The organism is Conexibacter sp. W3-3-2 (assembly GCF_009707605.1).
Taxonomy (GTDB): Bacteria; Actinomycetota; Thermoleophilia; order Solirubrobacterales; family Solirubrobacteraceae; genus Paraconexibacter; species Paraconexibacter algicola.
Window position 1 is genome coordinate 3,561,450 of the sequence record NZ_WLYW01000001.1, and the last position, 22,360, is coordinate 3,583,809.

25 protein-coding genes are annotated in these 22,360 nt (G+C 74.0%); 12 read left to right on the plus strand and 13 right to left on the minus strand.

Annotation, left to right across the window (positions count from 1 at the left end; all coding sequences use genetic code 11):
- Positions 1-7: 7 nt before the first annotated feature.
- Together GKE82_RS17220 and GKE82_RS17225 are read right to left on the minus strand one after the other, a co-directional pair.
- Positions 8-1,132, minus strand: a complete 1,125-nt coding sequence (locus tag GKE82_RS17220) for a zinc-dependent alcohol dehydrogenase family protein (protein ID WP_154734140.1) — start codon at positions 1,130-1,132, stop codon at positions 8-10.
- Entirely contained in the window at positions 1,132-1,551 is a 420-nt protein-coding gene (locus GKE82_RS17225; protein WP_154734141.1) for a thioesterase family protein, read from the minus strand. The genes GKE82_RS17220 and GKE82_RS17225 overlap by 1 nt, the downstream gene beginning before the upstream one ends.
- A 58-nt stretch (positions 1,552-1,609) precedes the next feature.
- On the opposite strand from GKE82_RS17225, the gene GKE82_RS17230 reads away from it, so the two are divergent.
- Positions 1,610-2,755 (plus strand): acyl-CoA dehydrogenase family protein, encoded by a 1,146-nt coding sequence (locus tag GKE82_RS17230; RefSeq protein ID WP_158276725.1) that lies wholly within the window; start codon positions 1,610-1,612, stop codon positions 2,753-2,755.
- A 13-nt stretch (positions 2,756-2,768) separates the two neighbouring features.
- On the opposite strand, the gene GKE82_RS17235 is transcribed toward GKE82_RS17230, so the two are convergent.
- From GKE82_RS17235 to GKE82_RS17265, 7 genes are read right to left on the minus strand one after another with little or no spacing between them, the layout of a single operon-like run.
- A complete protein-coding gene (locus GKE82_RS17235; RefSeq protein ID WP_154734142.1) occupies positions 2,769-3,212 on the minus strand; it encodes an ATP-binding protein in 444 nt (147 codons plus the stop codon).
- 60 nt (positions 3,213-3,272) lie between these two features.
- Complete coding sequence (locus tag GKE82_RS17240; protein WP_107568285.1) at positions 3,273-4,046, minus strand: SDR family NAD(P)-dependent oxidoreductase; 774 nt, start codon at positions 4,044-4,046, stop codon at positions 3,273-3,275.
- A complete protein-coding gene (locus GKE82_RS17245) occupies positions 4,030-5,199 on the minus strand; it encodes an MFS transporter (RefSeq protein WP_107568286.1) in 1,170 nt (389 codons plus the stop codon). Before GKE82_RS17245 ends, GKE82_RS17240 begins: the two co-directional genes overlap by 17 nt.
- Positions 5,196-6,464 carry an alpha/beta hydrolase gene (locus GKE82_RS17250; RefSeq protein WP_309233677.1) on the minus strand — a complete coding sequence of 423 codons (1,269 nt, stop codon included), beginning with the start codon at positions 6,462-6,464 and terminating at the stop codon, positions 5,196-5,198. Before GKE82_RS17250 ends, GKE82_RS17245 begins: the two co-directional genes overlap by 4 nt.
- A 2-nt stretch (positions 6,465-6,466) precedes the next feature.
- Positions 6,467-7,021 (minus strand): pentapeptide repeat-containing protein, encoded by a 555-nt coding sequence (locus tag GKE82_RS30915; RefSeq protein WP_107568287.1) that lies wholly within the window; start codon positions 7,019-7,021, stop codon positions 6,467-6,469.
- 4 nt (positions 7,022-7,025) lie between these two features.
- Entirely contained in the window at positions 7,026-7,424 is a 399-nt protein-coding gene (locus GKE82_RS17260) for a nuclear transport factor 2 family protein (protein ID WP_107568288.1), read from the minus strand.
- A gap of 24 nt (positions 7,425-7,448) precedes the next feature.
- Positions 7,449-8,018, minus strand: a complete 570-nt coding sequence (locus GKE82_RS17265; RefSeq protein WP_107568289.1) for a type 1 glutamine amidotransferase domain-containing protein — start codon at positions 8,016-8,018, stop codon at positions 7,449-7,451.
- Positions 8,019-8,098: 80 nt separating this feature from the next.
- Between GKE82_RS17265 and GKE82_RS17270 the strand changes: the two genes are divergently transcribed.
- From GKE82_RS17270 to GKE82_RS17285, 4 genes are all read left to right on the plus strand, one after another.
- Complete coding sequence (locus GKE82_RS17270; RefSeq protein WP_107568290.1) at positions 8,099-8,398, plus strand: hypothetical protein; 300 nt, start codon at positions 8,099-8,101, stop codon at positions 8,396-8,398.
- Positions 8,399-8,431: 33 nt separating this feature from the next.
- Complete coding sequence (locus GKE82_RS17275; protein WP_154734143.1) at positions 8,432-9,934, plus strand: NAD(P)/FAD-dependent oxidoreductase; 1,503 nt, start codon at positions 8,432-8,434, stop codon at positions 9,932-9,934.
- 331 nt (positions 9,935-10,265) lie between these two features.
- Entirely contained in the window at positions 10,266-11,429 is a 1,164-nt protein-coding gene (locus GKE82_RS17280) for a nucleotide disphospho-sugar-binding domain-containing protein (RefSeq protein WP_309233678.1), read from the plus strand.
- Entirely contained in the window at positions 11,393-11,851 is a 459-nt protein-coding gene (locus GKE82_RS17285; RefSeq protein ID WP_154734144.1) for a hypothetical protein, read from the plus strand. Before GKE82_RS17280 ends, GKE82_RS17285 begins: the two co-directional genes overlap by 37 nt.
- 75 nt (positions 11,852-11,926) lie before the next feature.
- On the opposite strand, the gene GKE82_RS17290 is transcribed toward GKE82_RS17285, so the two are convergent.
- A complete protein-coding gene (locus tag GKE82_RS17290) occupies positions 11,927-12,934 on the minus strand; it encodes a 2-oxoacid:ferredoxin oxidoreductase subunit beta (protein ID WP_154734145.1) in 1,008 nt (335 codons plus the stop codon).
- Positions 12,931-14,787, minus strand: a complete 1,857-nt coding sequence (locus GKE82_RS17295; RefSeq protein ID WP_107568295.1) for a 2-oxoacid:acceptor oxidoreductase subunit alpha — start codon at positions 14,785-14,787, stop codon at positions 12,931-12,933. Before GKE82_RS17295 ends, GKE82_RS17290 begins: the two co-directional genes overlap by 4 nt.
- A 199-nt stretch (positions 14,788-14,986) precedes the next feature.
- Between GKE82_RS17295 and GKE82_RS17300 the strand changes: the two genes are divergently transcribed.
- Positions 14,987-15,295, plus strand: coding sequence for a hypothetical protein (locus tag GKE82_RS17300; RefSeq protein WP_107568296.1), 309 nt, complete (start codon positions 14,987-14,989; stop codon positions 15,293-15,295).
- A 25-nt stretch (positions 15,296-15,320) separates the two neighbouring features.
- On the opposite strand, the gene GKE82_RS17305 is transcribed toward GKE82_RS17300, so the two are convergent.
- The gene (locus tag GKE82_RS17305; protein WP_107568297.1) at positions 15,321-15,944 is read right to left on the minus strand and encodes a TetR/AcrR family transcriptional regulator; all 624 of its coding nucleotides are present in this window, start codon (positions 15,942-15,944) and stop codon (positions 15,321-15,323) included.
- A 92-nt stretch (positions 15,945-16,036) separates the two neighbouring features.
- On the opposite strand from GKE82_RS17305, the gene GKE82_RS17310 reads away from it, so the two are divergent.
- Together GKE82_RS17310 and GKE82_RS17315 are read left to right on the plus strand one after the other, a co-directional pair.
- Positions 16,037-16,816, plus strand: coding sequence for an enoyl-CoA hydratase/isomerase family protein (locus GKE82_RS17310; protein WP_154734146.1), 780 nt, complete (start codon positions 16,037-16,039; stop codon positions 16,814-16,816).
- 196 nt (positions 16,817-17,012) lie between these two features.
- Complete coding sequence (locus GKE82_RS17315) at positions 17,013-19,064, plus strand: alkaline phosphatase PhoX (protein ID WP_154734147.1); 2,052 nt, start codon at positions 17,013-17,015, stop codon at positions 19,062-19,064.
- Positions 19,065-19,142: 78 nt separating this feature from the next.
- Here GKE82_RS17315 and clpP read toward each other — a convergent pair whose 3' ends face one another.
- Complete coding sequence (clpP, locus tag GKE82_RS17320) at positions 19,143-19,781, minus strand: ATP-dependent Clp endopeptidase proteolytic subunit ClpP (protein WP_154734148.1); 639 nt, start codon at positions 19,779-19,781, stop codon at positions 19,143-19,145.
- A 31-nt stretch (positions 19,782-19,812) separates the two neighbouring features.
- Between clpP and GKE82_RS27205 the strand changes: the two genes are divergently transcribed.
- The 4 genes from GKE82_RS27205 to GKE82_RS17335 all read left to right on the plus strand — a co-directional run bounded on the left by GKE82_RS27205 (position 19,813) and on the right by GKE82_RS17335 (position 22,319).
- Positions 19,813-20,136, plus strand: a complete 324-nt coding sequence (locus GKE82_RS27205) for a hypothetical protein (RefSeq protein WP_146175301.1) — start codon at positions 19,813-19,815, stop codon at positions 20,134-20,136.
- The gene (locus GKE82_RS27210) at positions 20,121-20,486 is read left to right on the plus strand and encodes a helix-turn-helix transcriptional regulator (RefSeq protein WP_196189280.1); all 366 of its coding nucleotides are present in this window, start codon (positions 20,121-20,123) and stop codon (positions 20,484-20,486) included. Before GKE82_RS27205 ends, GKE82_RS27210 begins: the two co-directional genes overlap by 16 nt.
- 91 nt (positions 20,487-20,577) lie before the next feature.
- Positions 20,578-21,747 carry an acyl-CoA dehydrogenase family protein gene (locus GKE82_RS17330; RefSeq protein WP_107568307.1) on the plus strand — a complete coding sequence of 390 codons (1,170 nt, stop codon included), beginning with the start codon at positions 20,578-20,580 and terminating at the stop codon, positions 21,745-21,747.
- Positions 21,744-22,319, plus strand: coding sequence for a TetR/AcrR family transcriptional regulator (locus GKE82_RS17335; RefSeq protein ID WP_154734150.1), 576 nt, complete (start codon positions 21,744-21,746; stop codon positions 22,317-22,319). The genes GKE82_RS17330 and GKE82_RS17335 overlap by 4 nt, the downstream gene beginning before the upstream one ends.
- Positions 22,320-22,360 lie beyond the last annotated feature (41 nt).

A 22,360-nucleotide genomic window follows, 5' to 3' on the forward strand; every position in this document is an offset into this window, starting at 1 on the left:
CGGGCGTTCAGAGGACGACGACCTGCCGGACGCCCTCGCCGCGCGCGAGGCGGTCGAACGCCGGGTTCAGCTCGTCGAGGCCGATGCGGTGGGTCAGCAGCTGCTCGACCGGAAGGCGGCCGGCACGGTGCAGGGCGATGAAGCGCGGGATGTCGCGCGCCGGCACGCACGATCCGAGGTAGGAGCCCTTCAGCGTGCGCTCCTCGGCGACCAGCGACACGGCCGGGATCGTCAGCATCCGGTCGGGGTGCGGCAGGCCGACCGTCACGGTCGTGCCGCCGCGGCGCGTCGCCGCGTAGGCCTGCCCGAGCACGTCGGCGTTGCCGACGGTCTCCAGGACGACGTCGGCCCCGGTCCCGCCGGTCGCGTCGCGGACCGCGGCGACGACGTCCTCGTCGGCGAGCACCGCGGCGTCGGCGCCGAGCGTGCGCGCGAGGTCGAGCTTCTCCTGCACGCGGTCGACGACGACGATCCGCCCGGCCCCGCACAGCACGGCCCCGAGCAGCGCGGCGAGCCCGACGCCGCCGAGCCCGAACACGGCGACCGAGTCGCCCGGACGGATCTGGGCGCCGTAGACCGCCGCGCCCACGCCGGTGAGCACCGCGCAGCCGAACAGCGCCCCGAGGTCGTACGGGAGCGCCGGATCGATCCGCACCGCGGAGCGCTCGGAGACCACCACGTGCTCGGCGAACGCGCTGACGCCGAGGTGGTGGTGCATCACGTCGTCCTCCGGGGAGACCCAGCGCCGCTCGCCGCTGAGCAGCGTGCCCGCGGCGTTCGCGGCGGCGCCCGGCTCGCACAGCGCGGCGCGCCCGTCCTGGCAGGGTCCGCACGCCCCGCAGACGGGCACGAACGCGAGCGCCACGTGGTCGCCGACCGAGAACGCGGAGCGCCCGCCGACCGCCACGACCTCGCCGGCCGCCTCGTGGCCCAGCGCCATCGGCATCACCCGCGGGCGCGACCCGTCGATCACCGACAGATCGGAGTGGCAGAGCCCGGCGGCGTGCACGCGCACGAGCAGCTCGCCCGGACCGGGCGGCGCGAGCTCCAGCTCGGTGACGGTCAGCGGCGCGGAGGTCGCGTACGGGGCGGGCAGTCCCATCTCCCGCAGGACGGCGGCACGGGTGCGCATCAGGCCTGCACCTCCAGCTGCTCCAGCGCGCGGCGCAGCTCGTCGGGGATCGGGGTGGACCGGCGCGACGCGCGGTCGACGAACACGTGCACGAACCAGCCCTCCGCCTGCGGCTCCTCGGCGCCCTCGCGGAACAGGCCGATCTCGTAGCGCACGCTCGAGCTGCCGAGCTTGCCGACGCGCAGCGCCGCCTCGACCGTCTCCGGGAACGCGAACGGGCCCTTGTAGGAGCAGTGCGACTCGGCGCAGAGGCCGATGACGTCGCCCTCGTGGATGTCGAGGCCGCCCTGGGCGATCAGCCACTGGTTGATGACCGTGTCGAAGAACGCGTAGTACTGGACGTTGTTGACGTGCCCGTAGACGTCGTTGTCCGCCCACCGGGTGGGGATCTGGGCGACGTGGGCGTAGCCGGAGCGCATGGACGCCAGGCTACCCGCACGCGGTTCGCGGCCGCGGGGTCCGGGCATCACCGGGCGGATGACGGCGCACGAGCTCGCGACCCCCACGATCCAGGACGCGGTCGGCGCGTTCGTCGACGAGGTGGTGCTGCCGCACGTCGCCGACTGGGACCGCGACGACGTGCTCCCCGACACGGCCTGGGAGCAGCTCGTCGCGCTCGGCGTGCCCGGTGCGCTCGTGCCCGTCGAGCACGGCGGTGCCGGCCGCACGGTCGCCTCGATGGTGCCGGTGTGGCGGACGCTGTCACAGGGCTGGATCTCGCTGACCGGGGCGGTCAACCCGACCGGTCTGGCGACCGCGCTGCTCGTGCGCGACGGCACCCCGGCGCAGCGGGAGCGCTGGCTGCCCCGGTTCGCCGACGGGACCGCGCACGCCGCGTTCTCGATCACCGAGCCGCAGGCGGGCAGCGACCTCGCCCGCCTCGAGACGACCGCGACGCCCGAGCGCGACGGCCTCACGCTCCGCGGGCGCAAGCGCTGGGTCGCGGGCGGGGTCAGCGCCGACGTCGTGTTCCTGCTCGCCCGGGTCGACGGCGAGCTGTCGTGCGTCGTGCTGCCCGCCGACGGGCGCGGCACCGCGAGCTGGCAGGTCGACGAGATCGACAAGGTCGGCTACCGCGGGGTGGAGTCCGCCGCCTACCGCTTCGCCGCGCACCACGAGCCGACCGCGGAGATCCTCGGCGGCCCCGACCGCGTGGGGGCCGGGGCCCGGCAGATGCTCGGGGCGCTCGGCGTCGGCCGGGTGAACGTCGCCTGCCGTGCGTTGGGCATCGTCGACCGGGCGCTCGCCGTCGCGCTGCAGGAGTCGACCGGCCGGGAGATCGGGGACGGCCTGCTCGGCGACCACACGCACGTCCAGCTGCGCGTCGGCGAGCTGCGCGCGCGGCTGATGGCGGCCGAGTCGCTGACCGAGCGGGCCGCGTTCGCCGTCGACGAGGAGGCCGAGAACGCGCGCGAGCTGTCGACCGCCGCGAAGGTCGTCGCCTCGGACACCGCGGTCTGGGCGGTCGATCTCGCCGCGCGCCTGTCCGCGAGCCGCTCCTACCGTGCCGGGGACGAGCTCGCGCGGCTGCGTCGCGACGCGCCGCAGACGCAGATCGGGGAGGGCGCCAACGACGCGCTCCTGCTGGCGCTGGGCCGCGGGGAGATCGCCGGGGCCAGCTGAGGCCGACGGCGGGTCAGACCGCGGCGGACAGCCCGCCCGGCCGGTGGTGCTGCAGCGCCACGGCGTGCAGCTCCTCGTCAGCCACGTCGAGCGCGAACCAGACGCGGGTGCCGCCGTCGGCGTCCACGCCCCACTCCTGGGCGAGGGTGGCGACGAGGTGCACGCCCCAGCCGGAGCCCTGCGAGGGGTCCGGACGGGAGGGGTCGGGCTCGAAGCCTTCGCCGTCGTCGCGGACCTCGACGACGAGCCGGCCGCGCTCGCGGCGGATCTGCACGCGGACGGCGGTCCCGGCGCCGTGACGGATCGCGTTGGTGACGACCTCGGACATCAGCAGCCGCGCCCGCTGTCGCACGTCGGGCGGCAGGGCGGGCTCCACCGTGTCGATCAGCGCGCGCGCGTACGCGACCGACTGCGGGGCCGCGGCGAGCGTGCGATCGACCTGGGCGGGGCGGGCCATCTCCCCCGGTCGTTCCCATTCGCGCCCGTCTTGAACATCATCCGCGCATTCTGCAGCGGTTCATCCGCAGCCCGACCAGCCGCCGTCGAGGGGGATGACGGTCCCGGTGAGGTACGCCCCCGCGCGCGAGGACAGGAAGATCGTCAGCCCGGCGGCGTCCTCGTCGCTGCCGATCCGTCCCAGCGGGACCTGGGCCGCGACGGCGGCGCGCCCCTCCTCGCTGCTGAGCAGGAACGCGGTCATCTTGCTCTCGAACGGGCCCGGGGCGATCGCGTTGACCGTGATCTGCTCGCCCGCGAGCCGCTTGGCGAGGTGCCGCGTCAGCATGTGCACGGCCGCCTTCGAGGCGCTGTAGGAGTAGTTCTCGGTGAGCGGGACCTTGATCCCGTCGACCGATCCGATGTTGATGACCCGGCCCGGGTCCTCGGCGCTGGCGGCGGCGCGCAGCTGCGGCAGCAGCGCGACGGTGAGGTGGAAGATCCCCTCGACGTTCACGTGGCTGACGCGGTCCCAGCCGGACTGCGGGAACTCCTCCAGCGGCGCGCCCCAGGTGGCACCCGCGTTGTTCACGAGCACGTCGAGCCGGTCGGTGCGCTCGCGCACCGCGTCGGCGAGCGCGACCGCCCCCTCCTGCGTGGAGACGTCCGCGACGATCGCCTCGGCGCCGATCTCCTGCGCGGCGGCGACGATGTCGGCCTCCTTGCGGGAGGAGACGAGGACGCGCGCGCCCGCGTCGACGAGGCCGCGCGCGATCATCAGGCCGATGCCGCGCGAGCCGCCGGTGACGAGCGCGACCTTGCCACGGACGTCGAAGAGCTCAGTGCTGGGGATCATGGGCGGCATCCTCGCGCACCCAGGCGAGGAAGGCCACGACCGCGAACGCGGCGCCCAGCGCGACGACCGCCCCCCAACCCGCGAGCGCGTACGCGGCCGCCGCACCGGCCGACCCGACCGCGCCCCAGAGGAAGTTGTGCGCCATGTAGGCGGTGTTCAGCCGCGAGCGCGCCTCTGGCCGCAGCGTGAAGATCGCGGCCTGGTTGGAGATGTGCTGGCCCTGGACGCCGAGGTCGAGCACGACGATCCCGGCGATCACCGCGGCCAGCGACGAGCGGCCGAACGCGAGCAGCGCCCAGCCGAGCAGCACGCACGCCCAGAACCCGCCGGTGGCCTCGCGCAGCCGGCCGCGGTCGGCGAACCGCCCGGCCGCCTGCGCGGACAGCGCGCCCGCGAGGCCGAACAGCCCGAAGAGGCCGACGGTGGCGTCCCCGTAGTCGTAGGGGGCGTCGGTCAGCAGGAACGTCAGCGACGTCCACAGCACGCTGAAGGTCGCCATCCCGGCGGCCCCGTAGAGCATCCGGCGGCGCAGCAGCGGCTCCTCCCGGACGAGTCCCGGGATCGAGCGCAGCAGCCCGCGGTAGCCGCCCTCCACCTGGGCGGCGATCCGCTGGCGCGGCAGCGCCCGCCAGAGGACGAGCGCGAGCACGAGCATCAGGACCGCGGCGGCCGCGTAGACCGACCGCCAGCCGAACGCGTGCGACAGCACGCCGCTGACGGTCCGGGCGGCGAGGATGCCGATGAGCAGGCCGCTCATGACGGTGCCGACGACGCGCCCGGACTCCTCGGGCGGGGCGAGCGTCGCGGCCATCGGCACGAGCACCTGCGCGACGACCGCGGTGACCCCGACGGCCCCGAGGGCGGCGGCGAGCACGGCGAACGACGGAGCCGCCGCGGTGAGCGCGAGCGCGAGGGCGCACGCGAGCAGCAGCCGGACGATCAGCGCGCGCCGCTCGAGCAGGTCGCCGAGCGGGACGATCAGCACGAGCCCGGCGGCGTACCCGAGCTGGGTGGCGGTGACGACGACGCCGGCGAGGCCGGTGCTGACGTCGAGCTTGCCGGCGATCGTGTCGAGCAGCGGCTGCGCGTAGTAGAGGTTCGCGACGGCGGCACCGCACACGACCGCGAGCAGGAGGACGAGCCGGCGGCTCACTCCGTCAGCGCCTCGGCCACGTCCCCCTCGACGGCGTGCCGGTCGCCCCCGGCGTCGCGGCGCGCGTGGATCGTCCGCAGGAAGCGCTCGATCGTCTCGACCACGGGCGCGGTGCGCCACGAGGGGATGACGTCGAAGGCGTGCTCGCCCCCCGCGAGCTCGACGTACGCGACCGGGGCGCGCGACACGGCGCGCAGCTCCTCGACGAACGTGCGCGCCTGCACGACGGGGATCAGCGAGTCCGCGTCCCCGTGCACGACGAGCATCGGCGGCGCGTCGGCGGTCATCCGGTGGCGTGGCGAGGCGGCGCGGAAGGCGTCGGGGTCGCGGGCCAGGCGTCGCTTCAGCACGAGCGGCTCGAGCACCCACGGGTGCAGCAGCGGCAGGCTCGTGCGCTCCTCGTCGACGAAGTCGTAGACGCCGTAGAACGGCACCGCCGCCTGCACGGTGGTGTCTGCGTCCTCGAAGCCGGGCTGCAGGAGCGGGTCGTTCGGCGTCAGCGCGGCGAGCGCGCTGAGGTGCCCGCCGGCGCTGCCGCCGGTGATCGCGACGAAGTCGGGGTCGACGCCGTACTCGTCGGCGTGCTCGCGCACCCAGGCGATCGCCCGCTTGACGTCGACGACGTGGTCGGGCCAGGTCGCGAACGGCGAGAGCCGGTAGTCGATGTTGAACCCGACCCAGCCGCAGCGCGCGAGGTGGTTGAGCAGCGGGATGCCCTGCTCCTTGCGGCTGCCGAGCACCCAGCCGCCGCCGTGGACCTGCACGATCGCGGGGCGCCGCACGCCGGGAGCGGGGTCCTCGCGCGGGAGGTAGACGTCCAGGCGCCGCGGCCGCTCGTCGTCGTCGGTGTAGGGGACCCCGCGGACGTGCCGCACGTCGCGCGCGCGGAGCATCAGCAGCGGGAGGGCGATCTCCCGCCGGGGCACGCGGTGGGTCGTGTCCTCGTCGTCGAGGTCGAGCTCGGCGACCTGCCCGGCGACCGACACGCGCGCACCGCGGGCGGTCAGCGTCCACGCGATCCCGACCGTCGCGGACGCGAGCACGAGGAGCGCGCCGACGACGCCGGTCGGCTCGTCGAGCGCCCCGAGGGCGGCGAGCAACGCGGTCAGCAGCAGCCCCCCGACGACGAGCAGCGGGGTGAGCTCCCGCGCGACCCAGGAGGCGGGCCAGCGCACGAGGATCGTCCACCAGACGTGCCGGGGCCGGCGCGCGTTGAGCACGAGCGCGACGGACAGCAGGCCGAAGAGCAGCAGCAGGATCGACACGGTCAGGGCTGCTCCTCGTCGATGATCCCCAGGCCCAGGGCGGCGGCGAGCACGGGGGCGTGCTCGAGCAGGTCGCCCCAGGGCAGCCGGGCGCCGCGGAGCCCCTCGATCCCGCGCACGCCCTCGAGCCGGCAGCCGCGCAGCTCCACGCGCGAGCAGCTCGCACCTTCGAAGTCGGCGCTGCCCAGGTCGCAGTCCACGAACGCGACGGAGTGCAGCCGCGCGCCCGCGAAGGAGCTGTCCCGCAGCACGCAGTCCTCGAACACGACGCGCTCCATCGTCACCTGCGCGAAGGTCGCGAGGTCGACCCGGCAGTCGCGCACGACGACGTCGCGCAGGCGCGTGCCCATGAGCATGGCGCCGGTGCCGCGGCAGCGATGGACCTCCAGGCGCGTGACGTGGGCGCGGCGCGCGTCGACGTTCGCGAGGTCGCAGTCGCGCAGGACCGTGTCGACGAGGCTCACGCCGAGGAACCGCTGGCCGGCGTACCGGTCGGTGACCACGGGGGCGTCGTCCTCGGGCGCGACCGGGGTCGCGGGGCGGGCGGGGACGGCCACGGGTTCAGCGTACCGGGGGCCGATGGCGGGCCAGCTCGGCGGCGGCGGTGTCGCGGTCGCCGAAGGCGCGCATGTCGTGGATGCGCCCGTCGCCGTCGGTGCGGTAGGTGAAGTGCAGGTGCTCGGCCAGGAGGGTCTGCTCGTCGTCGGCGATGCGCCGGTGCCCGGCGACGAGGACGCCTTCACCGTGCGGCTCGAACGTGAACGGGGCGGCGATGAACCGCTCGTCGCGCGCGTCGAACGAGGCGAAGAACGCGCGGATGCCGTCGTGCCCGTCGAACCGCTGGCCGTCGGCGGCGACGAAGACGGCGTCGGGGGCGACGACCTCGAGCGCGGCGTCGGGCCCGCCCTCGCGCAGGAGGACCCACATGCGGCGGACGATCTCGAGCGGCTCCCGGGTCACGCTGCCCGGGAGCCTACCCCCGGATCAGCGGGCCGCACCCCCGTCGGCGAACTCGCGCACGAGCGTCGCGCAGAACGCGGGCAGGTCGTCCGGGTTGCGGCTGGTCACGAGGCCGTCGGAGACGTGGACCTCCTCGTCGACCCACGTGCCGCCGGCGTTGCGCAGGTCGGTGGCGACCGACGGGAACGAGGTCAGCGTGCGGCCCGCGACGACGCCCGCGTCGATCAGCGTCCAGGGCGCGTGGCAGATCGCGGCGACGGGCCGGCCGTCGTCGAAGAACGCGCGGACGAACGCGACGGCGTCCTGGTCGGCGCGGAGGCTGTCGGGGTTCGCGACGCCACCGGGGAGGACGAGCGCGTCGAAGTCGGTGGCCTGCGCGTCGGCGACGGTGCGGTCGACCGTGAAGCGCTCGCTCGGGTCGATGTCGCCGTCCATGGAGGTGATCTCGCCGTCGGACAGGGACACGAGGACGGGGGTGCCGCCGGCCTGCTCGACGGCGTGCCACGGGTCGACGAGCTCGACGCGCTCGACGCCGTCGGCGGCGAGGAAGGCCACGGTGCGACCGGTGAGGGAGGGGGTCTGCGGAGTGCTCATGGCGTCGGGGTACCCGGGGTGCGCGGCGGGACACGGGGGCGCCTTGCACGAAAAACTACGGTTGTGCAGTATTTGCGCGCATGGGCCTCATCCCGAACCCCGCCGGCGACCTGCTCAAGCGCGTCGACATCACGCTGGCCAACGTCGATCCGGTGCTCTCGCGCGTGGACGACACGCTCGGCCACGTCGACCAGACCCTGGACACGGTCCGCGACACGCTCGGCGAGGTGTCGGGCACGCTGAAGGACGCGACGACGACGCTCGGCGACGTGCGCGAGCTGCTCGTCCGGCTGGAGGGCGAGCTGGCGCTCCTGCACCAGGTCCCCGACCTCGTCGCGAAGGTCGACGCGATCCACGCCGCGGTCGTCGTCAAAAGTTGACGCTGGCGTCATCTTTGGCGTAGGCTGGGGCGCATGAGCGATCCCCAGCTGCGCACGCCGCGCGTCGCGATCATCGGCGCCGGCATGTCGGGCATCGGCATGGGCTGCGACCTGCGCCGGGCCGGCATCGAGACCTTCCGGATCTTCGAGAAGTGGGACGGCGTCGGGGGCACCTGGCACGCCAACACCTACCCCGGCCTGCACTGCGACGTCCCCTCCCGCAACTACCAGTTCCGCTTCGCGCCGAACCCGAACTGGTCGCGCGTGTTCTCCCCGGGTCCCGAGATCCGGGCCTACCTCGAGCGCGTCGTCGACGACTTCCAGCTGCGCGACCGCATCTCGCTGCGCACCGAGGTCGACGAGGCGGTCTGGGACGAGGACCGGCACGTCTGGACGCTCACCACGAAGGCCGGCGAGGTCAGCGAGTGGGACTTCGTCATCACCGCCTGCGGCGGCCTCGTCGAGACCCGCACGCCGGACATCCCCGGCCTCGACGACTTCGAGGGCGCGCGCTTCCACTCCGCCGAGTGGGACCACTCCGTGCCGCTGGAGGGCAAGCGCGTCGCCGTCATCGGCACCGGCTCGACCGGCATGCAGATCACCAAGGGCCTCGCCGGGGTCGCCGGGCACTTCGAGCTGTACCAGCGCACCCCCCAGTGGATCCTGCCGATCCCCAACCGCCGCTACACCCGGCTCACGAAGTGGGCGATGCGCCGCTTCGGCGACCAGCTCGAGCCGCTGTTCTTCGCCGGCCACCAGAAGCTCACCGAGGGGTCCTTCGGCGTCGCCGTCGTCCAGCCCGGCTGGCAGCGCCGCCTGCTGTCGTGGATGTGCCGCAAGCACCTGGACTGGACGGTCCGCGACCCCGAGCTGCGGCGCCGCTTCACGCCCGACGACCTGCCGATGTGCAAGCGGCTGATCATCGGGACGGGCTTCTACCAGCTGTTCCGCCGGCCGGACGTCGAGCTCGTCGACGTCGGCATCGACCACATCGAGGCGCGCGGCATCGTCACCACCGACGGCGTCCTGCACGAGCAGGACGTGATCGTCACCGCGACCGGCTTCAACGCCCACCAGTTCGTGCGCCCGATGGAGCTCGTCGGCCTCGAGGGCCGGCGGCTGTCCGACGCGTGGGGCGAGCGGGAGCCCTACGGCTACCGCTCCGTCGCGATCCCCGGGTTCCCGAACGTCTTCATGCTCATCGGGCCGCACTCGCCGTTCGGCAACCAGTCGCTGTTCATCATCAGCGAGACCCAGCGCGCGTTCGCGATGGGGTGGATCGAGCGGTGGCGCCGCGGCGAGATCGCGTGGGCGACCCCGACCGACGAGGCCGCCGAGCGGTTCAACGCGGAGATGAAGCAGGCACTGCCGAACACGATCTGGACCAGCGGCTGCTCCTCCTGGTACATCGGCAAGGACGGCCTGCCGTCGGTGTGGCCGTGGCAGGCCTCCCATCACCGCGAGATCCTGCGCGAGCCCGAGCCCGCCGACTGGCGCGTCGAGCAGCCGCGCGAGCGCGAGCCCGCGCACGCGTAGCCGTCCCGTCCGGACGGGGGCACGCGGCGAACTGCTACGGTCGTCGCGTGCAGTCCGCCTTCCTCTAGGTCCTCGGTCGTCCGCCACACCGGCACCCGTCGCGCGCGCCTCCCGGGCCGCGCCGGGTCGACGTACCGCCCGCTGCTCCGCAGTCGAAAGGACCTTCCATGCACCTCGTCATGGCCGGCGTCACCGCGCCCAGCCACGTCTACCCGAGCCTCGCGCTGATCCGCGAGCTCGTCTCCCGCGGACACGACGTCCGCTACGCCGTCGGCGACCGCCTCGCCGACCTCGTCGCCCCGACCGGGGCGACCGTCTCCCCTACCGCTCCGTGCTGCCGACCACCGACGAGGCGTGGTCCGGCGACCCGGGCGAGGCGATGCAGCTGTTCCTCGACGAGGCCCGCGCCGGCTTCGACGTGCTCGTGGACGGCCCCGCCCCGGACGCCGTGCTCTACGACATCGGCGGGCTCGGGGCGCGGATCGCCGCGCACCGCTGGGGCGTGCCCGCGATCCAGCTGTCCCCCGCGATGGTCGCCTGGGACGGCTACCGCGAGGAGACGGCCGAGTTCACCGCGCAGCTGAAGGCGTCGGCGAGCGGGGCCCGCTACTTCGCGTCGCTCGGCGCGTGGCTGCGCGAGCACGGCGTGACGCTCGACGTCGACGACTACCTCGGGCTGCCGCCCGCGTGCGTGGCGCTGCTGCCGCGGGTGCTGCAGCCGCACGCCGACCGGGTCGGCCCGCACGTGGTGTTCGCCGGACCATGTGTCGACGAGGGTCGCCGCACGGGGTTCGTGCCGCCGGCCGGTGACCGGCCGCTGGCGTACGTGGCGCTCGGCACCTCCTACACGGACCGGCCGGACCTCTACCGCGCCGCGGTCGACGGGCTCGCCGACGCCTACCGCGTGGTCCTCGCCACCGGCAAGGTCGATCCGGCGACGCTCGGCCCGCTGCCCGACGGGGTGGTCGCGGCGCGTGCGCAGCCGCAGCTCGACGTGCTCGACCACGCGGCGGTGTTCGTCACGCACGCGGGCATGGGCTCGGCGTCGGAGGCGCTCTGGGCGGGCGTGCCGACCGTCGCGCTGCCCCAGGCCGTCGACCAGTTCACCAACGCCGAGCAGCTGGCCTGCGCCGGGGCGGGCGTCGTCCTCGCCGAGGACGCGGTCACCCCGGCGGGGGGTGCGGGCGGCGGTCGACGCGGCCGTGGCGCTCGCCCCGCGGGCCCGGACGCTGCGCGAGGAGGTGCGCTCCGCGGGCGGGGTCGTCGCCTGCGCGGACGCGGTCGAGCGGCTCGTCGGCGCCGGCCTCGGCGCCTGACCCTGGCGGGCCGGGGAGGTGGGCGTTACCCGCAGCTCACCTTCCCCGGGCCCAGCCATGGCCGTCGGTGCGGGACAACATGGGGGCGACGACCACCCGTCGCCCGGGATCCCCTCCCGGCTTCCCCGACCGACGGAGCACCATGTCCCCTCGCAGCACCGCCGCCCTGGCCGCCCTGACCGCCGTCCTCGCCACGCCCGCCCTCGCGCTGGCCGGTGCAGGCGACCGTGACCACGACCGCATGCCCGACCGCTGGGAGCGCAGCCACCAGCTGTCCACGCGCAGTGACGACAGCGCCCGCGACACCGACCGCGACGGCCTGACCAACCGCGGCGAGTACCTCTCGGGGACCGACCCGCGCGACCGCGACAGCGACGACGACGGCGTGCGCGACGCCCGCGAGGACCGCGACCGCGACGGGGTCTCCAACGCGCGCGAGATGCGCGACGGCACGAGCCCCTGCGACCGCGACAGCGACGACGACGGCGTGCGCGACGACCGCGACCACGGCGACGACGATCGCGGCGGCGACCGCACGGAGGACCGCAGCGACGACGACCGCGACCACGACCGCAGCGACGACGACCGCAGCGACGACTGACCCGCCGCCGCGGCACCGCTGACACCGGCGGGCCCGCTCGCGCCCCACCCCACGCGGGGTGGGGCGCGGTATCGCTCAGGCGACCGTCCAGGTGTCGCCGGCGTGGAGGAGCCCGTGGAGGTCCTGCGCGCTCGGCGCCGCCGGCGGCGGCACGTCGGCCTGGTACACCGGGCGGGACACGTCGCGGAACACGCCGATCGGGGTCGGCCCGTCGGGGTGCGAGGACAGCCGCGAGAGCGCGAACGCGAGCGCCGGGTTCTCCCGACGCGCGTCGTGCACGACGATCCGCGACTCGTCCGCGTCGGCGAGCGCCACGACCTCGAGGTCGCCGTCCGCGCCGTGGACGACCGCGCGGCGCGCGTCGTCCGGACCCCACACGACGGGCTCCCCGTCGACGAGGCGGATCTGGTTCAGCGCCGCGTGGTCCTTGTCGGTCAGCGCGGTGAACGCCCCGTCGTTGAACACCGGGCAGTTCTGGTAGATCTCGACGAGCGCGGTGCCCGGGTGGGCGGCCGCGGCCCGCAGGACCTCCGGCATGTGCTTCTTGTCCTTGTCGATCGTGCGGGCGACGAACGTGGCGTCGGCGCCGAGCGCGAGCGACACCGGGTTGAACGGCGCGTCGCTGGAGCCGAACGGCGTCGACTTCGTGACCTTGCCGCGCTCGGAGGTCGGCGACACCTGGCCCTTGGTCAGCCCGTAGATCTGGTTGTTGAACAGCAGGATCTTCACCGGCACGTTGCGGCGCATCGCGTGGATGAGGTGGTTGCCGCCGATCGACAGCGCGTCGCCGTCACCGGTGACGACCCAGATCGAGAGGTCGTCGCGCGCCGTCGCCAGGCCGGTGGCGAGCGCGGGACCGCGGCCGTGGATGCCGTGCATCCCGTACGTGTCCATGTAGTAGGAGAAGCGCCCGGCGCAGCCGATGCCGGACACGAACACGACGTTCTCCGGCGGGATGCCGAGCTCGGGCATGAAGCCCTGGACCGCCGCGAGGATCGCGTAGTCCCCGCAGCCCGGGCACCAGCGCGTCTCCGCGTCGGACTGGAAGTCCGCCTTCGTGAACGGGGTCTCGATCGTGCTCATGACTGACGCTCCAGGATGGCCTGCTCGATCTCGGGCGCGAAGAGCGGCCGGCCCTCCACCCTGCTGTAGGACTCGATGTCGACGAGGTAGCGGGCGCGCAGCACCATCGCCAGCTGCCCGCAGTTCATCTCCGGCAGCAGCACGCGGTCGTAGGACCGCAGCACGTCGCCGAGGTTCGCGGGCAGCGGGTTGAGGTTGTGCAGGTGCGCGGTGGCGACCTTCGCGCCGGACTCGCGCGCGCGGCGGGCGCCCGCCCGGATCGCGCCGCGGCTGGACCCCCAGCCGAGCACGAGCAGCGTCGCGTCCTCGTCGCCGTCGACGACGACGTCGGGGACCTCGATCCCGGCGACCTTCGCGGCACGCACCTCGGTCATGCGCGCGTGGTTGGGGCCCTCGTAGCTGATCGCGCCGGTCAGCTCCGCCTTCTCCAGTCCGCCGATGCGGTGCTGCAGCCCGGGGGTCCCGGGGATCGCCCACTGGCGCGCGAGGTCGTCGTCGCGCGAGTAGGGGAGGAACACGTCGTCGTCGGACGGCGCGCTGGTCCGGAACCGCGGGTCGATCGCGGGGAGCGCGTCGGGCTCCGGGATCCGCCACGGCTCCGAGGAGTTCGCGAGGAACAGGTCGGTCAGCAGGATCACCGGGGTGCGGTAGCGGACCGCGATGCGGCAGGCCTCGTAGGCGGCCTCGAAGCACTGCCCCGGCGTCGACGCGGCGACGACCGGCATCGGCGACTCGCCGTGCCGGCCGTAGAGCGCCTGCAGCAGGTCGCCCTGCTCCGTCTTCGTCGGCAGGCCCGTGGAGGGGCCGGCGCGCTGCACGTCGATGATGACCATCGGCAGCTCGAGCATCACGGCCAGGCCGATCGTCTCGGTCTTCAGGTCCATGCCGGGGCCGGAGGTCGAGGTGACGCCGAGCCGGCCGCCGAACGAGGCGCCGAGCGCGATCGACGCGGCGGCGATCTCGTCCTCCGCCTGGACGGTGCGCACCCCGAGCTTCGCGTGGCGCGACAGCTCGTGCAGCAGCTCCGAGGCGGGCGTGATCGGGTACGCGCCGAGCACGAGCGGCAGGCCGCTGCGCGAGCTCGCCGCGATCAGGCCGAGCGCAGTCGTCGTCGTGCCGTTGACGTTGCGGTAGGTGCCGGCGGGCACGTCGGTCGCGGCGGGAACGGAGATCTGGACGTCGATCAGCTCGCTCGTCTCGCCGAAGCTCCAGCCCGCCTTGAGCGCCGCGACGTTCGCGGCGGCGATGTGCGGCTTCTTCGCGAACTTCTGCGCGATCCACGCCTCGGTGACGTCGAGCGGCCGGTCGTACAGCCACGAGATCAGCCCGAGCGCGAAGACGTTGCGGGACTTCTGCGCGTCGCGGGTGCCGACGCCCTCGAGCCCCTCGACCGCGGCCTGCGTGAGCGTCGTCATCGGGACGCGCTTGACGCTGTAGGAGTCGAGCTCGCCGGTCTCCAGCGGGTTCTCCTCGTAGCCGGCCTTCTGGATCGCCCGGACGGTGAACGCGTCCTCGTTGAGGATGATCGTGGTCCCGCGGTCCATCAGCGCGATGTTCGCCTTGAGCGCCGCGGGGTTCATCGCGACGAGCACGTTGGGCTTGTCGCCCGGCGTGAGGATGTCGCGCGCGGCGAAGTGGATCTGGAAGGCGCTGACGCCGCCGATCGTGCCGGCGGGCGCGCGGATCTCGGCGGGGAAGTCGGGGAGGGTGGCGAGGTCGTTGCCGAGGGCGGCGGTCGCGGCGGTGAACCGGTCGCCGGCAAGCTGCATGCCGTCACCGGAGTCGCCAGCGAACCGCACGACGACGCGCTCCTGGACCTCCGTTCTCTTCGGAGGGCCTTCGACGGTGCTCATGGCGTTGCGGTCCGTTCGTCTCGCTGTCGGGGATCGACGGCGGCGCGGAGGACGGTGGAACGAGCCCCCTCGCTGCCCGTGGATCGCACGTTACACCGGGCGCGGGTCGGTCACGGGGTCATCTTCCTCCCCCATCGGGGGGACGCCGGGATACGGGCGTCCCGGCGGGGCGCGCGGCCGCGTCTGCCACACTCGACCGGTGGCGCTGCACCGCGACGTCGATCCCGCGAAGGGCGATGGGCCGGACCGGTCCGCGGCGGTCGGCGGACCGCACGAGGTGCGTCGCGACCGGCGGACCGGGACGCTCGGCGACGGCACCCTGGCGTGTCCGGACTGCGACTTCCCGACCCACCCGACCGCGCCGCGGATGCGTCCCGACGAGGAGCTGTGGTGCTCCTACTGCGGCCGCCGCGGGCCGGTGCGCGACTTCCTCACGCTGAGCGACGAGCCGCGCCCCGCACGGGTGACCGTGCTCGTGCGCGTGCCGCCGCTGCGGCCGCGCGCCTGACCGCGGCGGCGCGCCCGCGCGTGTCCTACTCGCGCGCGAGGGCGCGCATGATCGTCCCGACGAACGCCTCGAGCCGCGCGGCGGAGTAGCGCTCCGGGTCGACGAGCAGCAGCCGTCCGGCCTCCTCGATGATCGCGAGGATCGAGCGTGCCGCGAGCTCGACGTCGAGCCCGGCGGGACCGCCGCGCTGCTCGAGCCCCCAGGAGACGAGCTCGGTGATGCGGTCCGCGTACTGCTGGCGGTTCTGCTCGACCACGTGCCGGATCGCGGAGGGCGTGCCGTCGGGGGGCAGGAGCACGAGCCGCCAGCCGCGCGGGTCCTGCGCGACGGCGTCGACGAAGCGGCCCATCGCGCGCACGAGCGCGGCGTCCGGGTCGGCGAGGTCCTCCTTGGTCGGCAGCGACTGCTCGACGACCGTGCGCGCCCGCTCCTCCTGGCGGGCGAACAGCGCGGCGAGCACGGCGCCGAGGTCGCGGAAGGCGGAGTAGACGACCGGGCGGGTGACGTCGACCTCGCGCGCGAGCGCCTCCATGGTGAGGGCCTGCCAGCCGTCGCGGGCTATCACGTCGAGCGCCGCGTCGAGCAGCTGCTCGCGGCGGTCCTCGACCGCCATGCGCGGGGCGTACGGGCGACGGGTGCGGGCGGCCACGCGCCCATCCTCGCACGGCGGCCGGGGGAGCGGGCGCCAGATCTACGTCGGCGTAGCTTTGTCGCGGGGCGCGGGGCCATAGGCTGCCCGGCATGTCCCCGAGCCCGCTCCGCACCGAGATCGCCGACGGCATCGCCCGGCTGACCCTCGCGACCCCCGCCAACGGCAACTCGATCGACCCGGCGATGGCCGGCGCCCTGAAGGACGCGGCCGCCGAGCTCGCGGCCCGCGACGACGTGCGCGTCGTCGTGCTCGCGGGCGAGGGCCGGTTCTTCTGCGTCGGCGGCTCGATCGACTACTTCGCCTCCGCGGACGACCCGCGCGCCGCGCTGCACGCGCTGGCGACCGACCTGCACGACGGCCTGCTCGGCCTCGCCGCGCTCGACGCGCCGGTCGTCGCGAAGGTGCAGGGTGCCGCCGCGGGCGCGGGGATGAGCCTCGTGTGCGCAGCGGATCTCGCGATCGGCGGTCCGGGCGCGTCGTTCACGGTCGCGTACACCGGGATCGGCCTGTCCCCCGACGGCGGGTCCTCCTGGCTGCTGCCCCGTCTCGTCGGCCGCCGCGTCGCCGCGGAGCTGATGCTCACCAACCGGCGCGTGAAGGCGGACGAGGCGCGGGCGCTCGGCCTGCTCAACGAGGTCGTGCCCGAGGAGGAGCTCGACGCGCGCGTGGACGAGATCGCCGAGAAGCTCGCCGCCGGCCCGGTCGCGGCGCACGGCGCGGTGAAGCGGCTGCTCGACCGCAGCGCGACGGCGACGCTCGCCGACCAGCTGCAGGCCGAGGCGGACAGCATCGCCGACCTCGCGGGGTCGCCGACGGGCGTCGAGGGCGCGGCGGCGTTCCTCGCCAAGCGCCCGCCGGTCTTCCCGTAGGCGGTCGGCCGGACGGCGGCGGGGAGGGCGCCACGGGCCCTGTCGGATGGGCGCCCTCATCGCTGCTCTCGTGGCGCGTGGGCGCTCGGCGGCGTGAACGGCGGACACATCTCCAGGCCGGTTCACCGGCCGGTCACAGCGGCACGTGGGCGGCGCCCCTAGACAGCGCGGGCCAACCACCACAGGGAGACCCGTCTTGTCCCGTCGCACCCCGTCCGTCCTGGCCATCGCCGCGTCCGCGGCGTCGCTCGGATTCATCGCCGCCACGCCCGCCCTCGCGGCGACCGGCCCGTCCACCACCGTCGCGCCGTACGTGAAGCCCGTCGGTCCCGGCGTGGAGACCACCTCGCTGCTGACCGTCGGCGACCTGCCCGCCGCCAACGGCTACAAGATGGTCGGCATCCCCGACGGCCTGGGTGCGCGGGCCTCCGCGGCGACGGGCAAGCTCGACCTGTTCATGAACCACGAGCTCGGCGCCACCGCCGGTGCGGTGCGAGCGCACGGCCAGACCGGCTCGTTCGTGTCGAGCTACGTCATCGACCGTGACACGCTGAAGGTCGACACCGGCGCCGACCTCATCGGGCCGAACGAGACGAGCTTCTGGCAGTACGACGCGTCGACCCCGACGGCGGGCGCGTACGCGTCGACCCCGACCGGTCCGTTCGGGGCGGCGTTCGCCCGCTTCTGCTCGGCGACCCTGACCGCCCCGGGCGGCCTGTTCAACCCGACCACCGGAAACGGCTTCGCCGGCCAGATCTACTTCGGCAACGAGGAGAGCGGCGACAACTCGCGCGTCTTCGGCATCCTCGACGACGGCACGACGAAGCAGCTGCCGCGCCTGGGCCTGTTCTCCTGGGAGAACACGGTGCCCGCCGCCAACCGCACCGACACGACCCTCGTGCAGGGCCAGGAGGACGCGACCCCCGGCCAGATCTGGACCTATGTCGGCACGAAGACGGCCAGCGGCGACGCCTTCGACAAGGCCGGCCTGACCAACGGCACGAACTACGTGATCGACCTGCTCGACGAGACCGTCGACTCCGACGCGGAGTTCCGCGACACCTACGGGAAGGGCGTGCCGGTCCAGGTCGACCTCGCCGAGGTCCCGTGGAACCAGACCGGTGCCGCGCAGAACGCCGAGGCGCTCGCGGACGGCCTCTCGCTCTCGCGGGTCGAGGACGGTCACTGGGATCCGCAGAACCCGCGCGACTTCTACTTCCTCACCACCGAGGGCGGGGCGACCGACCTCAACGGTCCCGGGTCGCAGGACGACCGCAACGGCGGCGGCCTGTGGCGCCTGCGCTACAAGGACATCGAGAACCCGCTGAAGGGCGCCACCCTGACGCTGCTGCTCGACGGCTCCGAGGCGCCGTTCCTCAACAAGCCGGACAACATGGCGATCGACCGCCACGGCAACGTCCTCATCCAGGAGGACCCGGGCAACAACGCGTCGGTGGCGCGGATCGTCGCCTACGACATCGGCACCGGCCGTCGCGGCGTGGTCGCCGAGTTCGACCGCCAGCTCTTCGCCCCGGTCACCCCGGGCGGCGTGAACGCGCCGTTCACCGCCGACGAGGAGTCGTCCGGGATCATCGACGTCGAGGACCTGCTCGGCCGCGGCGAGTTCCTGTTCGACGCGCAGGTCCACAAGGCGTTCCCGACCTCGCAGGATCCGTCGCTCGTCGAGTACGGGCAGCTGCTGCACCTGAGCGTCCCGGACTTCGAGGCGGTCTACCAGGGCCGGGCGACGAGCGGCCAGGGCCCGGCGGGCCCGGCCGGACCGCAGGGCCCGGCCGGTCAGGACGGCGCCGACGGGACGAACGGCACCAACGGGACGAACGGCACCAACGGGACGAACGGCGCCAACGGTGCGGCGGGCACGAACGGGACGAACGGCGCCAACGGTGCCGCCGGGACGCCGGGCGCGGCCGGGCCGGCGGGGCCGCAGGGCACGCCCGGTGCGGCGGGCCCGGCGGGCGCCCAGGGTCCGGCCGGGGCGGTCGGCCCGCAGGGCCCGGCCGGCCGGGACGGCACCGTCACCTGCAAGGTGACGAAGACCCGCACGCGCGTGACCTGCACGGTCGCGTTCGCGTCGCGCTCGACCGTGCGCCTGGTGCGTGGCGGCCGCACGGTCGCGAAGGGCTCGGTGAGCCGTGGCCGCGTGACGCTGAAGAGCACCCGCCGGCTGGGCGCCGGCTCCTACACGCTGGTCGCGGGCGACACGAAGGTGCGCCTGCGCCTGCGCTAGCTGGCCGCGAGCTCCGGTCCCCGCACGGTGCGCCGTGCGGGGACCGGGGGCGGCTCAGGTGGCCCGGGGCGGCGCCGATCAGTCCGACCCCGCGCTGCGCCCGCTCGCGAAGCCCGCGGGGGTCCGTCCGACTGCGCGGTGCCCGGACACGACGTCGTCGATGAGCCCGTACTCCTTCGCCTGCTCGGCGGTGAAGAAGCGGTCGCGCTGCATGTCCTCGTGGACGCGCGCGACCGTCTGACCGGTGTGCTCGGCGTAGATCTCGTCGAGCCGGCGGCGCAGCTCGCGCGTCTCCTGCGCGTGGATCTCGATGTCGCTGGCCTGGCCCTGGTAGCCGCCGTGCGGCTGGTGGATGAGGATGCGGCTGTTCGGCAGCGCGAACCGCTTGCCGGGGGCGCCGGCGGTGAGCAGGAGCGAGCCCATGCTCATGGCGATCCCGCAGCAGATCGTCTGCACGTCGGGCTTGATGAACTGCATCGTGTCGTAGATCGCCAGGCCGCTGTAGACGACCCCGCCCGGGCTGTTGATGTAGAGCGCGATGTCCTTGTCGGGGTCCTGGCTCTCGAGGTGCAGCAGCTGCGCGACGACGAGGTTGGCGATCTCGTCGTTCACCTCGCTGCCGAGGAAGACGATCCGCTCGTTGAGCAGTCGCGAGTAGATGTCGAAGCTCCGCTCGCCGCGGGAGCTCTGCTCGACGACCATCGGGGTGAGGGGCATGACCGCGTGTATCCTTTCGACAATGAATCGGTTGTCATACGAGCATAGCAACCAGTCGGTTGTCACGCGCGAGGTGGAGATCGACGCGACCCCGGAGGAGGTCTGGGAGTCCCTGGCCACCGAGGAGGGGCGCGACGCCTGGCTCGAGGACGAGCCCGGCCGCGAGGTCCACGTCGAGGTCGTGCAGGCGCCGTCGCGGCTGGTCTGGTGGTGGTGGAACGGCGAGGAGCCCGCCACCCGCGTCGAGCTGCTCGTCGTCGCCGCCCCGGCGGGTGCCCGCGTCGTGGTGACCGAGTCCGTCCCCGCGTTTCCGCTCGCCGCGCTCGCGTGCGCGCACGCGTGCGCCCGCGCGTGACCGCCGACGGGAGCCCCGGGCAGGAGCAGGTCAGCGCGGTGTTCGCCGCGCTCGCCGACCCGACCCGGCGACGGGTCGTCGAGACGCTCCTGCGCGACGGCACGACCTCCGTCCCGGCGCTGACCGAGGCGCTGCCGATCACGCGGCAGGCGGTCGCCAAGCACGTCGCGATCCTCGACGACGCCGGCCTCGTCGAGCGCGCGCCCGGCGGCGTCGGACGGGAGGTCCGCTACCGGCTGCGCGAGGAGGCGCTGGTGCCCGCCGCGACGTGGATGGCACAGGCCGACCGGGCCTGGGCGGGCCGCCTCGCCCGGTTGAAGGACGTCGTCGAGGGGCGCGCAGGGGGCTGATCCGGGCGCGCCCGCCGCACGCCTCCCGGCCGCTGTTGTGCTACACCACAACAAGCGGTCCCGCAGAACCTTCCGACCAAGGAGCATCCCCATGGCCATCACGCTCGCCCCCGGCGCGCGCCGCCCGCTGTTCGACGACGTCCACGACGACTACCGCGAGAGCTTCCGGCGCTTCCTCAAGGCCGAGGTCGTCCCGCACCACGAGCAGTGGCAGCACGACCACATCACCTCGCGCGAGCTGTACACGAAGGCCGCCGAGCACGGCTTCCTCGCGATGGCCGTGCCGGAGGAGTACGGCGGCTCCGGCGTCGACGACTGGCGCTTCAACGCCGTCCTCTCCGAGGAGGCCGCCTACGCCGGCGTGCAGTCCTCGTGGATGGGCCCGAACGTCCACAACGACCTCGGCCTGCCCTACCTCCGCGCCGCCGCCAACGAGGAGCAGAAGGAGCGCTGGTACCCCGGCGTCGCCTCCGGCGAGTCCATCCTCGCGCTCGCGATGACCGAGCCCGGCACCGGCTCCGACCTGTCGGCGATCAGCACGAAGGCCAAGCGCGACGGCGACCACTACATCGTCAACGGTGGCAAGACCTTCATCTCCAACGGCATCAACGCCGACCTCGTCGTCACCGCCGTGCGCACCGGCGACGACCCGCACCGCGGCCTCTCGATGATCGTCATCGAGCGCGGCATGGACGGGTTCGAGCGCGGCAACCAGATCCACAAGCGCGGCCAGCACGCCAACGACACGGCCGAGCTGTTCTTCAACGACTGCAAGGTCCCGGTCGAGAACCTCCTCGGCGAGGAGGGCACGGGCTTCGCGCAGCTCATGGCCCACCTGATCCCCGAGCGCCTGGGCCTGGCCGTCAGCTCGATCGCCTGCGCCGAGGCCGCCCTCGACCTGACGCTCGACTACGTCAAGGAGCGCAAGGCGTTCGGCAAGCCGATCGGCTCGTTCCAGAACTCGCGCTTCGTGCTCGCCGACCTCCACACGAAGGTCACGATCACCCGCGCGTTCATGGACCAGACGATCCAGAAGTACGTCGACGGCACCTGCACCGTGCCCGAGGCCGCGATGGCGAAGTTCTGGACCACCGACCTGCTGTCCGAGGTCACCGACGCGTGCGTCCAGCTGTTCGGCGGCTACGGCTACACCACCGAGTACAAGATCAGCGAGATGTGGGCCGACGCGCGCGTCAACCGCATCTACGCCGGCACCAACGAGATCATGAAGGAGCTCGTCGGTCGCAGCCTCGGGCTGTGACCGAGGTCGCTCGCCCGGGGCGCGCCGCGCGGCGCCTGCCCCGGGCGGAGCGCCGCGCGCAGCTGCTGTCCGCCGCGCGCGCGGTGCTCGCGCGCACCGGGGTCGACGGCTTCTCGCTCGAGGAGGTCGCCCGCGAGGCGGGCGTCGCCGCGTCGCTGCCCCGCCACTACTTCTCGAGCTCCGAGCGCCTGCTCGTCGTCGCCGTCCTGGACGCGGTCCAGCAGGCGACCGCGCCACTGGTCGCCGCCGAGGGCGACGTCCAGGAGCGGCTGCGCGAGTGGATCGACGTGCTCGCCGCCGACCCGTGGATCCACGGGATCTGGATGCACTCCGCCGGCGTGCACCCCGAGATCGACGACGCCGTGCGCCGCCGCCGCCGCGAGCTCGTCGAGCGCGCCGCGGGCCGCCCGTGGTCCGCGCTCTCGCGCGCCGACCAGCTGCGTGGGCTGGGCTGGATCGGCGCGTGCGACGCGATCACCGCCGAGTGGGTCGCCGACGGCGCCCACGACGGCACCCGGCTCGTCGCCGCGCTGACCGACGTGTCGCGGCGCATGGGCCTCGGCGTCGGCTGACCGGGCCGGGTCCCTCTCGGCGCATTCGCGTCACGCCGGGG

Excerpts from the sequence above, each read along its gene's own strand:
- GKE82_RS17235 (WP_154734142.1), bottom strand. The coding sequence starts at position 3,212 with ATGGCCCGCCCCGCCCAGGTCGATCGCACGCTCGCCGCGGCCCCGCAG.
- GKE82_RS17295 (WP_107568295.1), bottom strand. The coding sequence starts at position 14,787 with ATGAGCACCGTCGAAGGCCCTCCGAAGAGAACGGAGGTCCAGGAGCGC.
- GKE82_RS17270 (WP_107568290.1), top strand. The coding sequence starts at position 8,099 with ATGGGCCTCATCCCGAACCCCGCCGGCGACCTGCTCAAGCGCGTCGAC.
- GKE82_RS17290 (WP_154734145.1), bottom strand. The coding sequence starts at position 12,934 with ATGAGCACGATCGAGACCCCGTTCACGAAGGCGGACTTCCAGTCCGAC.
- GKE82_RS17230 (WP_158276725.1), top strand. The coding sequence starts at position 1,610 with ATGACGGCGCACGAGCTCGCGACCCCCACGATCCAGGACGCGGTCGGC.
- GKE82_RS17220 (WP_154734140.1), bottom strand. The coding sequence starts at position 1,132 with ATGCGCACCCGTGCCGCCGTCCTGCGGGAGATGGGACTGCCCGCCCCG.
- GKE82_RS17330 (WP_107568307.1), top strand. The coding sequence starts at position 20,578 with ATGGCCATCACGCTCGCCCCCGGCGCGCGCCGCCCGCTGTTCGACGAC.
- GKE82_RS17285 (WP_154734144.1), top strand. The coding sequence starts at position 11,393 with ATGTCCCCTCGCAGCACCGCCGCCCTGGCCGCCCTGACCGCCGTCCTC.
- GKE82_RS17240 (WP_107568285.1), bottom strand. The coding sequence starts at position 4,046 with ATGATCCCCAGCACTGAGCTCTTCGACGTCCGTGGCAAGGTCGCGCTC.
- GKE82_RS17275 (WP_154734143.1), top strand. The coding sequence starts at position 8,432 with ATGAGCGATCCCCAGCTGCGCACGCCGCGCGTCGCGATCATCGGCGCC.
- GKE82_RS17310 (WP_154734146.1), top strand. The coding sequence starts at position 16,037 with ATGTCCCCGAGCCCGCTCCGCACCGAGATCGCCGACGGCATCGCCCGG.
- GKE82_RS17265 (WP_107568289.1), bottom strand. The coding sequence starts at position 8,018 with ATGAGCACTCCGCAGACCCCCTCCCTCACCGGTCGCACCGTGGCCTTC.
- clpP (WP_154734148.1), bottom strand. The coding sequence starts at position 19,781 with ATGCCCCTCACCCCGATGGTCGTCGAGCAGAGCTCCCGCGGCGAGCGG.
- GKE82_RS17225 (WP_154734141.1), bottom strand. The coding sequence starts at position 1,551 with ATGCGCTCCGGCTACGCCCACGTCGCCCAGATCCCCACCCGGTGGGCG.